The sequence below is a fragment of the Methylobacterium ajmalii genome, from assembly GCF_016613415.1.
Lineage (GTDB): Bacteria > Pseudomonadota > Alphaproteobacteria > Rhizobiales > Beijerinckiaceae > Methylobacterium > Methylobacterium ajmalii.
In genome coordinates, this window is record NZ_JACWCT010000042.1 from 66518 (window position 1) to 77956 (window position 11439).

10 protein-coding genes are annotated in these 11439 nt (G+C 71.3%); 8 read left to right on the forward strand and 2 right to left on the reverse strand.

The window, feature by feature from the left end:
* The first annotated feature begins 16 nt into the window (after positions 1-16).
* Positions 17-295, forward strand: coding sequence for a hypothetical protein (locus HPY23_RS32905; RefSeq protein ID WP_236012547.1), 279 nt, complete (start codon positions 17-19; stop codon positions 293-295).
* Here HPY23_RS32905 and HPY23_RS08025 read toward each other — a convergent pair.
* Positions 274-936 carry a TetR/AcrR family transcriptional regulator gene (locus tag HPY23_RS08025; protein ID WP_407942791.1) on the reverse strand — a complete coding sequence of 221 codons (663 nt, stop codon included), beginning with the start codon at positions 934-936 and terminating at the stop codon, positions 274-276. The two genes, HPY23_RS32905 and HPY23_RS08025, sit on opposite strands and share 22 nt — an antisense overlap.
* A gap of 158 nt (positions 937-1094) precedes the next feature.
* On the opposite strand from HPY23_RS08025, the gene HPY23_RS08030 reads away from it, so the two are divergent.
* The 7 genes from HPY23_RS08030 to HPY23_RS08060 all read left to right on the forward strand — a co-directional run bounded on the left by HPY23_RS08030 (position 1095) and on the right by HPY23_RS08060 (position 10112).
* A complete protein-coding gene (locus HPY23_RS08030; RefSeq protein WP_091882335.1) occupies positions 1095-2333 on the forward strand; it encodes an HlyD family secretion protein in 1239 nt (412 codons plus the stop codon).
* Between the two features lie 254 nt (positions 2334-2587).
* Entirely contained in the window at positions 2588-4150 is a 1563-nt protein-coding gene (locus HPY23_RS08035; protein WP_175539853.1) for a DHA2 family efflux MFS transporter permease subunit, read from the forward strand.
* Positions 4151-4557: 407 nt separating this feature from the next.
* Entirely contained in the window at positions 4558-5655 is a 1098-nt protein-coding gene (locus HPY23_RS08040; protein WP_244537488.1) for an ABC transporter ATP-binding protein, read from the forward strand.
* The gene (locus HPY23_RS08045) at positions 5652-6581 is read left to right on the forward strand and encodes an ABC transporter permease (RefSeq protein WP_091882344.1); all 930 of its coding nucleotides are present in this window, start codon (positions 5652-5654) and stop codon (positions 6579-6581) included. The genes HPY23_RS08040 and HPY23_RS08045 overlap by 4 nt, the downstream gene beginning before the upstream one ends.
* The gene (locus HPY23_RS08050) at positions 6578-7354 is read left to right on the forward strand and encodes an ABC transporter permease (protein ID WP_060847836.1); all 777 of its coding nucleotides are present in this window, start codon (positions 6578-6580) and stop codon (positions 7352-7354) included. The genes HPY23_RS08045 and HPY23_RS08050 overlap by 4 nt, the downstream gene beginning before the upstream one ends.
* Before the next feature lie 95 nt (positions 7355-7449).
* Positions 7450-8532 (forward strand): pyrimidine utilization protein A, encoded by a 1083-nt coding sequence (rutA, locus tag HPY23_RS08055; protein WP_091882349.1) that lies wholly within the window; start codon positions 7450-7452, stop codon positions 8530-8532.
* Complete coding sequence (locus HPY23_RS08060) at positions 8529-10112, forward strand: amidase (protein ID WP_091882352.1); 1584 nt, start codon at positions 8529-8531, stop codon at positions 10110-10112. The genes rutA and HPY23_RS08060 overlap by 4 nt, the downstream gene beginning before the upstream one ends.
* 156 nt (positions 10113-10268) lie before the next feature.
* Here the strand turns inward: HPY23_RS08060 and HPY23_RS08065 are convergent, their stop codons facing one another.
* The gene (locus HPY23_RS08065) at positions 10269-11411 is read right to left on the reverse strand and encodes a hypothetical protein (RefSeq protein ID WP_091882356.1); all 1143 of its coding nucleotides are present in this window, start codon (positions 11409-11411) and stop codon (positions 10269-10271) included.
* Positions 11412-11439: the final 28 nt, after the last annotated feature.

The window sequence follows — 11439 nt, forward strand, 5'->3', positions numbered from 1 at the left end:
CTGCACCTCTGCGTGGGTGGATCCGGCCTTCCTCGACCGCCACGGGGTAGGGCGCGAATCCGGCCCGTTCTCCCTGCCGCTGCCCCTGCCGGACACGATCGGCGACGCCTCGCGCGACGTCGCGGCGACGCTGGCGGCGGGCCTGAGCGTGCGGCCCCTGGGGGAGACCGCCCGCGACACGCTTGGCTGGCTGGAGGCGACCGGCGGTCCCATCACGGGTCTGACGGCGGGCGAGGAGGCGGCCCTGCTGGCCGCCCGGCACGCGGAGCGGGGCTACCGCCCCTCCGGCCCGTAGGCCGCGAGGAAGACCCGCACGGCTTCCGCCACCCAGTAGGTCGTCTCGGCCTCGGTCGGCGGGTCGCCGACGGCGAAGAGCAGGCGGCGCATCGTGGTGGCGGCGCAGAGGTCGAAGAAGTGGCGGGCGGCGAGGTCGGAATCCATCGCCCGCAGGCGGCCGGCGGCGACCTGGGCGTCGAGATAGGCCCGCAGCCGCGTGCGGCCGAGCAGCGGCCCCGCCTCGTAGAAGGCCCGGCCGAAGCGCGGGAATTTTTCCGCCGCGCCGATCACCATCCGCACCGAGGCGATGTGGTCGGGCCGGACCATCGCCTCCATCAGGCTGGTGCCGAGGCGGCGCAGGACGGCGGCGATGTCGGGGTCGTCGTGGTCGAGCCGGCAGATGTTTTCCGCGAGGCTGCGCTTCTCCTCGATCGTCAGCGCCTCGAACAGCGATTCCTTGCTCTCGAAATAGACGTAGAGCGTTCCCTTCGAGACCCCGGCCGCCTTGGCGATCGCCCCCATGCTGGCGCCGTCGAAGCCGCTGGCGAGGAACACCTCGCGGGCGCCGTCCAGGATCTGGCGGCGCTTGTCGGTCTCGGCGGGGCCCGCCTCGGCGAGCGGGTCGGCGGTGGTGCGGTCGATGCTCATGGTCGGAGCCATTGTGGGGGCGCGGCCGCCGCGGTCAACCGGGCGTGTGCGCTGCACACGGCCTCGATTGACCGAACGGTTCGGTCAACGTAGTATCGTGACCGTTCGAGAGCCGTCAATCGATTCGAATCGGGCGATTCGGGTCGGTGCGGCTGGGACGGATGACGACGATGGCGTTTCGAGACGATTACGCGCAGGGCCGGCCCGCCGGCGAGGCGCCCACCAAGGCGGCTCCCCAGGCCGAGGCCCCGGCGCCTATCCCGCCCGCGGGCGCGCCCGCCAAGGGCAAGCGTCCCTTACGCCGCCTGGTCCTGCTCGCGCTGCTGCTCGGCGGCGGCGCCTACGGCGCCTCGGCGGGCCACGAGTGGTGGACGACCGGCCGCTTCTTCGTCACCACCGACGACGCCTACGTCCAGGCCGACATCTCGACCCTGGCCGCCAAGGTCTCGGGCTACCTCGAGGCGGTGCCGGTGGTGAACGGCCAGGCGGTCAAGGCCGGCGACGTCGTCGCGCGGATCGAGGACGGCGACTACCGCCTGGCTCTCAAGGCCGCCGAGGACAAGCTGGCGACGCAGGGCAGCGTGATCGCCCGCATCGCCCGCCAGGCCGAGGCCGCCCGGGCCCAGGTGCTGCAGGGACGGGCCCAGATCGACGCCGCCAAGGCCGACCAGGTCCGGGCCGCCGCCGACTACCAGCGCCAGACCCAGCTCGCCCTGTCCGAATTCGCCGCCAAGTCGCGCCTGGAGCAGTCGCGGGCCGACCGCGACCGCTCGGACGCCACCGTCAAGGGCGCCGAGGCCAACCTGATCGCGCTCCAGGCCAACGTCGCGGTGCTGGAGGCCCAGACCCTCGAGGCCGAGAACCTCGCCGCCGAACTGCGCACCGCCGTCGACCGGGCGAAGCGCGACCTGTCCTTCACGGTCCTGCGCGCGCCCTTCGACGGGGTGATCGGCAACAAGGCGACGGAGGCCGGCGCCTATGTCGGGCCGGGCTCGCGCATCGCCGCGCTCGTGCCGCTCCAGAGCGCCCGGGTCGACGCCAACTTCAAGGAGACCCAGCTCGGCCGGGTCCGGGTCGGCCAGCCGGTCCACATCCGGGTCGATGCCTGGCCCGACCGCGACATCCTCGGTACCGTCGAGAGCCTGTCGCCGGCCTCCGGCTCGGTGTTCAGCCTGCTGCCGCCGGACAACGCCACCGGCAACTTCACCAAGATCGTCCAGCGCCTGCCCGTCCGGGTGCGGGTGCCCGAGGAGGTCGCCCGCGAGGGCCTGCTGCGGCCGGGCCTCTCGGTGGTGGTGCGGGTCGATACCCGCGGCCTCGACGAGACCAAGCCGCCGGCCCCGATCGACCCGCACCGGGCGGTGTCGGAGGGTGGGGCGGCGGCGTCGGTGCGCACGGCGGGTCGTTGAGGCGGAAACGCGCGCGCCCCGAGGCCCGTCCACCAGATGTGACACCCTCGGCGTCATCCTGGGGCTCGCCGAAGGCGAGAACCCGGGATCCGTAAACGCCGAGGGCGCCGAACGAGGCGGGACGCGATTTGCTCCATCCTGCAAGGGCGGCGGTTATGGATCCCGGGCTCCGCTGCGCGGCCCCGGGATGACCCTGTGAGGTGGAAACGCCTCCGCACACTCGATGATTTTCTCCCTTGGCAGGCTTATCCGACATGGTCGCGCCCCCCGCGCCCGCCGACGCGCCGATCGACCGCCGCCGCATGGTGGCGTTCGTCTGCATGGTGTTCGGGATGTTCATGGCGATCCTGGACATCCAGATCGTCTCGGCCTCGCTCGCCGAGATCCAGGCCGGCCTCTCGGCCTCGGCCGACGAGATCCCGTGGGTGCAGACGAGCTACCTCATCGCCGAGGTGATCTCGATCCCGCTGTCGGGCACCCTGTCGCGGGTGCTCTCGACCCGCTGGATGTTCGTGATCTCGGCCGGCGGCTTCACCCTGATGAGCCTGATGTGCGCCACCTCGTCGACGATCGGCGAGATGATTTTCTGGCGCGCCCTGCAGGGGTTCATCGGCGGCGGCATGATCCCGACGGTGTTCGCCTCGGCCTTCACGATCTTCCCGGCGTCCAAACGCAGCATCGTCTCGCCGATGATCGGGCTGGTCGCGACGCTCGCCCCGACCATCGGCCCCACTGTCGGCGGCTACCTCACCGACCTGTTCAACTGGCACTGGCTCTTCCTCGTCAACATCGTGCCGGGCATCTTCGTCACGGTCTCGACCTACCTGCTGGTCGATTTCGACAAGCCGAACTTCGACCTCCTCAAGCGCTTCGACTGGGCCGGCCTCGGCCTGATGGCGGCCTTCCTCGGCTGCCTCGAATACGTGCTGGAGGAGGGCCCGACCCACGACTGGTTCCAGGAGGAGGCGATCTTCGCCGCGGCCATCGTCTGCGGCATCGCCTGCATCGGGTTCTTCTGGCGCGCGCTCACCGCCGAGCAGCCGATCGTGGACCTGCGCGCCTTCTCGGACCGCAACTTCGCCGGCGGCTGCCTGTTCAGCTTCGTCATGGGCATCGGCCTCTACGGCCTGACCTACCTCTATCCGGTGTATCTCGGCCGGGTGCGCGGCTACTCGGCGCTGCAGATCGGCGAGACAATGTTCGTCTCGGGGCTCTGCATGTTCGCCACCGCGCCGATCGCCGGGCGCCTCTCGGCCAAGGTCGATCCGCGGATCATGATGGCGATCGGGTTCTCAGGGTTTGCCGCCGGCACCTGGATCGTCACCGGCATCACCAAGGACTGGGACTTCTACGAGCTGCTGTGGCCGCAGGTGCTGCGCGGCTGCTCGCTGATGCTGTGCATGATCCCGATCAACAACATCGCGCTCGGCACCCTGCCGCCGGCCCGGATGAAGAACGCGTCGGGGCTCTACAACCTCACCCGCAACCTCGGCGGCGCGGTGGGGCTGGCGCTGATCAACACCGCGCTCAACGACCGCTGGGACCTGCACCTCGCCCGCCTGCACGAGCGCTTCACCTGGACCAATCCGATGGTGCTGGAACGCCTCGACAGCATGGCCAAGGGCTTCTCGGGGCTCGCCGGCAACCCGGACGCCATGGCGCTGAAAGCCATGATGAACACCGTGCGGCTGCAAGGCCTCCTGATGAGCTTCTCCGACGTTTTCCTGATCCTGACCGTGCTGTTCGTGCTGATGGCCTGCGCCACGCCGATGATCCGCCGGCCGCGCCCGGGCGGGGCGGGGGCCGACGCGCATTAGACGCGGCACGGCACACGAGAAAAGGCGCCCCTGCCCGGGATCGGGGCAGGGGCGCCAAGTCTATGACACGTCTCGGGAGGAGATGCGGAGGCCGCCCGGGTCGAAGGACGCGGCGGGCGGAATCAACGCGTGTCGGAGGCAAAGCTACACCCGGTTTTCCCGGTTCCACAAGTCTCCGCGGCCCTCGACCTTGGTCCGGGGCGGGTGACCGGGGGTTACTTCTGCGTCAACCGGGCGCCGGGAACCGGCCGCGCGGCACCCGGGCAGGGCGCCAGGCCGTTGATTCCCGAAGCCTTTTCCACCCGCGGCCGGCCGTTTCGGCGACGGAGGCGACCGGCGGTCCTTCCCAGGCGGGCCCGACCCGCGATAAGTGTGGCGCTCCCGCCCGCCCGCGCCGCCCGGACGACGTGACGACGCCTCATCCCTGCGCGATCCCGCCCGCCACCGGCCACCTCCGCTTCGAGGCGGTCACGAAGCGCTTCGGCGCCCATCCCGCCGTCGACGGCGTCGACCTCGACCTCGCGGCGGGCGGCGTGTTCTGCCTGCTCGGCCCGTCGGGCTGCGGCAAGTCCACGCTGCTGCGCCTGACCGCCGGCTTCGAGGAACCGAGCTCCGGAAAAATCCTCCTCGACGGGCGCGACCTCGCCGGGGTGCCGCCGCACCGCCGGCCGGTCAACATGATGTTCCAGTCCTACGCCCTGTTCCCGCACCGGGATGTGGCGGGCAACGTCGCCTACGGGCTGGAGCGGGAGGGCCTGGGTCGGTCCGAGATTACTGAACGGGTCGCCGAGATGCTGCGCCTCGTCCAGCTCGAGGCCTTCGGCGCCCGCCGGCCCGACCGGCTCTCCGGCGGCCAGCGCCAGCGGGTCGCGCTCGCCCGGGCGCTGGCCAAGCGGCCCCGGGTGCTGCTCCTCGACGAGCCGCTCGGCGCCCTCGACCGGGCCCTGCGGGAGGAGACGCAAGCCGAGCTGCGGGCGTTGCAGCGCCGGCTCGGCACCACCTTCGTGGTCGTCACCCACGATCCCGCCGAGGCGATGGTGCTCGCCGACCGCATCGGTGTGATGGCGGCGGGTCGGCTGGTCCAGGCCGGCGCGGCGGCCGACCTCTACGAGCGACCGGCCACCCGCTACGTCGCGGGGCTCCTCGGCGACGTCAACCTGATCGAGGGACGCCTCGGGGCGGGCGGGGCCGGAACCGTGCGCGGCCTCGACACGCCGCTGGGACCGCTCCGGGCCTTCGACCATCACGGCGCCGGTGAGGCCGGATCTCCCGGCCTCCTGGCGCTCCGGCCCGAGCGGCTGGCGCTGGCGGCCGAGGGGCTGCCGGGCACGCTCCTGGACACGACCTATCTCGGCGACCGGATCGTCTGCCGGGTCGGGATGGCGGACGGGCGGGTGCTGCGCGCCGCCCTGCCTCCCGGTGCCGGACCGGCCCCGGGTGCGGGCGTGCACCTCGCCTTCGCGCCCGAGGCGGCCTCGCTGCTGCCGGGCGGGCCGGCCTCGTGAGCGGGCGGCTGCGCGCCTCCCTGCGGCGGCTGGCGCTGCCGGCGGCGCCGCTCCTGTGGCTCCTCGCCTTCTTCGGCCTGCCCTTCGCGGTGGTGGTGAAGATCAGCCTGTCCGATCCGGCCACCGCCCTGCCGCCCTACACCCCGGTGCTCGACTGGGATGCGGGCCTGGCGGCCTGGGCCGACGTGCTCGCCGCCCTCGACTTCGAGAACTACCGCACGCTGATCGCGGATCCGCTCTACCTCGACGCGGGGCTGACCTCGCTGAAGGTCGCGCTCGGCGCCACCCTGCTGCTGGCCCTCGTCGGATACCCGATCGCCTACGCGATGGCGCGGGCGCCGCGGGCCTGGCAGCCGCTCCTCGTCGCCCTGATGGTGATCCCGTTCTGGACGAGCTTCCTGATCCGGGTCTACGCCTGGATCGCGATCCTGAAGCCCGACGGGCTCCTCAACCAGGCGCTGATCGGGCTCGGGCTCGTCGCGACGCCGGTCGAGATCCTCAACACCCCGGCGGCGGTGATGATCGGGATGGTCTACGCCTACCTGCCGTTCATGGTGCTGCCGCTCTACGCGGTGCTGGAGCGCCTCGACCGCGGCCTCGTCGAGGCCGCCCGCGACCTCGGCGCGAGCCGGCTCGCGGCGTTCCGCACCGTGACCCTGCCGCTGTCGCTGCCCGGCCTCGTCGCGGGCGCGCTCCTGTGCTTCATCCCGATCACCGGCGAGTTCATCATCCCGGACCTGCTCGGCGGCACCGACACCCTGATGCTCGGGCGGGTCCTGTGGAGCGAGTTCTTCTCCAACCGCGACTGGCCGCTCGCGTCGGCGATCGCGGTGGTGCTGCTCGCCGTCGTCGCCGGCCCGGTGGTCCTCTTTCGCGAGGCCGAGGCCCGGCGCCTGGAACGACCCGAGACGGGCGATCCGCGATGAGCCGCCCGCATCCCCTCGCCTGGGCCGCGCTCGCCCTGGGGCTGGCCTTCCTGTACGGGCCGATCCTGCTGCTCGTCGCCTACTCGTTCAACGCCTCGCGGCTCGTCACGGTCTGGGCCGGGTTCTCGACCCGCTGGTACGCGGGCCTCCTCGACAACGGCCCCCTGGTCGACTCCGCCCTCGTCACCCTCAAGGTCGCCTTCGCGTCGGCGAGCCTCGCGACGTTGCTCGGCACGCTCGCGGCGCTCGCCCTCGACGGGCGCCGCCGCTTTCCCGGCCGGCCGCTGCTCACCGGCCTCGTCTACGCCCCGATGGTGATGCCGGAGGTGATCACCGGCCTGTCGCTGCTGCTGCTGTTCGTCGGCCTCGGCATCCCGCGCGGGTTCTGGACCATCGTGGTCGCGCACGCGACCTTCACGCTGTGCTTCGTCGCCGTCGTGGTGCAGGCCCGCCTGCGCCTCCTCGACCGCGCGCTCCTCGACGCCGCCGCGGATCTCGGCGCCGCGCCCGTCACGGTCTTCCGCACCGTGACCCTGCCGCTGATCGCGCCCGCGGTGATCGCCGGCTTCCTGCTGGCCTTCACCCTCTCGATGGACGACCTCGTGATCGCGAGCTTCGTCTCGGGGCCGGGCGCCACCACCCTGCCGATGCGGCTCTACAGCCAGGTCCGCCTCGGCGTGACCCCGGAGATCAACGCCATCTCGACGCTACTGATCGGGGCGGTGAGCCTCGCGGTGCTGGGGGCGTCCGTGCTGACGGCGCGGGGTCGTTAGCCGGGCGCGCCGAGCGTGACCCGAAAACGGCCCCGATCCTGCAACGCCCCGTCCGGACGGCCTCCCGCCGCCCACCGGAACCCGGAGCCTTGCGCATGGATGTCGGCGTGTTCATCCCGATCGGCAACAACGGCTGGCTGATCTCGGAAGCGGCCCCGCAATACAAGCCAAGCTTTGCCCTCAACAAGGCGATCGTGCAGAAGGCGGAAGCGCATGGGCTCGATTTCGCCCTCTCGATGATCAAGCTGCACGGTTTCGGCGGCAAGACCGAGTTCTGGGACTACAACCTCGAATCCTTCACCCTGATGTCCGGCCTCGCGGCGGTGACCGAGCGGATCAGGCTGTTCGCCTCGACCGCGGTGCTGACCCTGCCGCCGGCCCTCGTCGCCCGGATGGCGACCACGATCGACTCGATCGCCCCCGGCCGCTTCGGGGTGAACATCGTCTCGGGGTGGCAGAAGGCCGAGTATTCCCAGATGGGCTTGTGGCCCGGCGACGACTATTTCGGCTACCGCTACGACTACTCCACCGAATACGTCAGGGTGATGAAGGAGCTGTGGGAGACCGGACATTCCGACTTCCAGGGCGAGCATTTCCGGATGGAGGGCTGCATGATGAAGCCCGCGCCCTCCGGCCCGATCCCGATCGTCGCCGCCGGCCAGAGCGGGCGCGGCATGGACTTCGCCGCGCGATATGCCGACTACAACTTCGTGCTGGGCACCGGCCTCAACACGCCGACGGCCTGCGCGCCGACCTGCGCCCGGCTGATCGAGGCCGCGGCGAAGACCGGGCGCGACGTCGGCTCCTACGTCCTGATGATGGTGATCGCCGACGAGACCGACGCGGCGGCCGAAGACCGCTGGATGGCCTACCGCCAGGGCGCCGACGTCCAGGCGCTCGCCTGGATGCTCGACCAGAGCAACCAGGACAAGAACGCCTCCGCCGATTCGACCGCGACCTGGATGAACCTCCCCGAGGGCGCGGTGAACTTCAACATGGGCACGCTGGTCGGCTCCTACGCCAAGGTGGCGCGGCTGCTCGACGAGGCGGCCACCGTGCCGGGCGTGAAGGGCATCATGCTGACCTTCGACGACTTCCTCGCAGGCCTCGACGCGTTCGGCACCCGGATCCAGCCGCTCATGGCCTGCCGCCGGGATCGTCGGGAGATGGCCGCATGAGCGTGTCCGACGCGCTCATCGCCCGCACCATCCTGGCCGGCACGGTGGCGGAAGGCGCCCCGGCCCGGGACCTGCCCTCGGCCTGGGACCGGGACGCGCCCGAGCCGGCCCAGGCCGAGCGGTGCCTGCGGCAGGCCGCCGAGGCGACCGGGGCGGCGGCGCCCGCCCCGTCGCCCCTGCCGCCGGTCGAGGCGGGCCCGCTCCACGCCCTCGGGATCGGCGCCCTCCAGGCCGTCTTCGCGGCGGGGGCCACCGACCCGGTGGCGCTCGTCGCCGCCTTGCGGGAACGCATCGCCCGTCACCCCTCCGGCCGCGACGCGGTCCTGGCCCCGGTGCCCGGCGCGGACGACGCGGCGGCGGAGAGCGCCCGCCGCATCCGGACCGGGGAGGCTCGCCCCCTCGAGGGAATCCCGTTCGGCATCAAGGACATCATCGACTGCGCCGGCGCGCCCGTGACCTGCGGCTCGCGCCTCACCGGGGACCGGGTGGCGGAGGCCGACGCGACCGTGGTGGCGCGGCTCAGGGCCGCCGGGGCCATTCCGCTCGCCATGCTCGCCACCACCGAGTTCGCCTGCGGCTCGGCCCACAACCCGCGCTACGGCGCGGTCGCCAACCCGTGGGACCGGACGCGGTGGACCGGCGGCTCCTCCACCGGCTCCGGCGCCGCGCTCGCGGCCCGGCTGATGCCGCTGGCGCTCGGCACCGACACGGGAGGGTCGATCCGGGTGCCGTCCGCCTGGTGCGGCGTCACCGGCCTCAAGGCCACCCGGGGGCTCGTGCCCCGCACCGGCGTCGCGCCCCTGTCCTGGACCCTCGACCATGTCGGCCCGACGGCCCGCTCGGCCGCGGACCTCGCCCGGGTGATGCCCTGGATCGCCGGCCCCGACGGGGCCGACCCGCACGCCGCCGGCCGCTACGACGCCTCACGCGCCCGGGACCTCGCGGGCCTGCGCGTCGGCGTGCCGGACGGCTGGTTCACGGCGATGCAGGACGACGCGGTGCTGGCCGCCTGGGAGGCGATGCTGCGGGTGCTGGAGCGCCGCGGCGCCCGCCTCGTGCCGGTCGATCTCGGCACCGTCGCGACCGCGCACCAGGACGGCTACACGATCGTGATGGCGGAACTGGCCTCGCTCCAGGAACCCGACCTCGACCGCGCCGCGGCGCTCGATCCCGGCACCCGCGCCCGGCTGGAGCAGGGCCGGCTCTTCTCCGCCACCGACTACCTGCGCGCGCTGCGCCGCCGCCCCGTGGTGCTGGCGCAGGTGCTCGACGCGCTCGCGGACGTCGACGTGCTGGTGACCCCGGGCCTCGGCGGCGAGGCGGCGGCGCTCGACACCCTGACGGTGGAGGTGAACGGCGCGGCTCACCCGCTCCAGGCGGTGCTGCCGCGCAACACGATGCTGTTCGACTATACCGGCCTCCCGGCCCTGATGCTGCCGACCGGACGCGGCCGCACCGGGCTGCCGGTCGCCGCGCAGGTGGTGGGGAAGCCCTACGACGACGCGTTGTGCCTCGCGGTGGGGGCGGTTTTCCAGCGCGAGACGGGGCATCATCTCGCGGCGCCGCCGGAGGCGGGGTGACGCGATTATCCGAGCATCGACCCTCACGGAGGGCTCGCTGTCCCCGAGAGCGCCAACCAATTCCAACGGCATCCCAGCACCACACAACGGAGCTGGGGAGGGCGCGGATATATCGAATCCTGTTCGCACCAACCGAGCGAGCTTGGATAGGTGTTGTCACCCAGCCGCCTTCACCCGCTCTGCGATCCACCGCAGAGCGTCGATGACTTTCTCGGTCCCTCGTGGATCGGCAGCGATCCGCGCTAGGGGAATGGAGCCCCAGCCTTCGACGGCGGCCTCGGTCAAGCCTGAGGCTTCGACTTGCGCGAAGCGTTTCACGATCTCGCGTCGCTCTTCGACGCTGTTGAGAAAGGGCCTGGTCTCAAGGTGCCTTAGTTGCAACCACACCTTACCCTCGCCCTCAGTCGAGAGGTAAGCCGGGTTGATCGTGACGCCCTTCGCCCGCAGCAGCGGGTAGACCGATCCACTGCTGCGGCCGGAACCAAAAACGATCGGCAGCCCGAGCCCTTTCATTCCATTGAGGATTGCTCGCGCGGCTGCAGCATCGGCCGCGGAGAACTTCGCGTCGCATTCCGCGAGAAGACGCTCCTCGGTCCAGCGCTCGCCCTTGATCGGCTCCTTGCGGCCTACCGCCTCCTGGGTCTGGCCGAACACCATCGGGACGATCGTCCGCAGGCCCTGGCCGGTGAATTGGCGCAGCTCGATCGCCAGGACTTCGACAGGCTGCATATACTTGTTCAAAAATTCGACAATACGGCGAAGCTCAGATGGGATATCGTCGGCGACGAACAGCAGGCGCAACTTGCCGGAGCCGATGTTCTTGTCGACGTCGGCCCAGAATCGGTCGGCTGAGATCTCCGGGCCCATGAACTCGGCCAACGTAGCGTCGCAATCAGCCTTGGCAGATGCGCAGGTCGCCTCGAACGCTGACCGCATGCTGTCAGCAGTCCAGGATGACTGAAAGTTCGAGGCATAGTCGAGCATCTGCCCGACCACCTCGCGGCGGAGCCGACCATCGGATTGCCGTTTCACCTCGACCAGGGTCGGTACGCCGTCCTGATCGAGAAACAGGTGATCGAGCGACCATCGGCGGGTCGCGTCCTCGTGCCCGATCGGCAGTTCCTGCTGTACGAGCAGGAAACGGCGAGGATCGTCGGCATCGATCTGATCGCCAACCAGCAGCGCGGGAAACTTCGAGAGCAGAGCCTGAAAATCGACTTCGGCCGCGAACTGCTCCGGCTGCATCGGTACCAGGGTATCTTTATCCTGCAACACGAACACGCCAGCTCTAAGCGTCATGTGTTCCTCGCCTGAAAGGTGCGCCAGC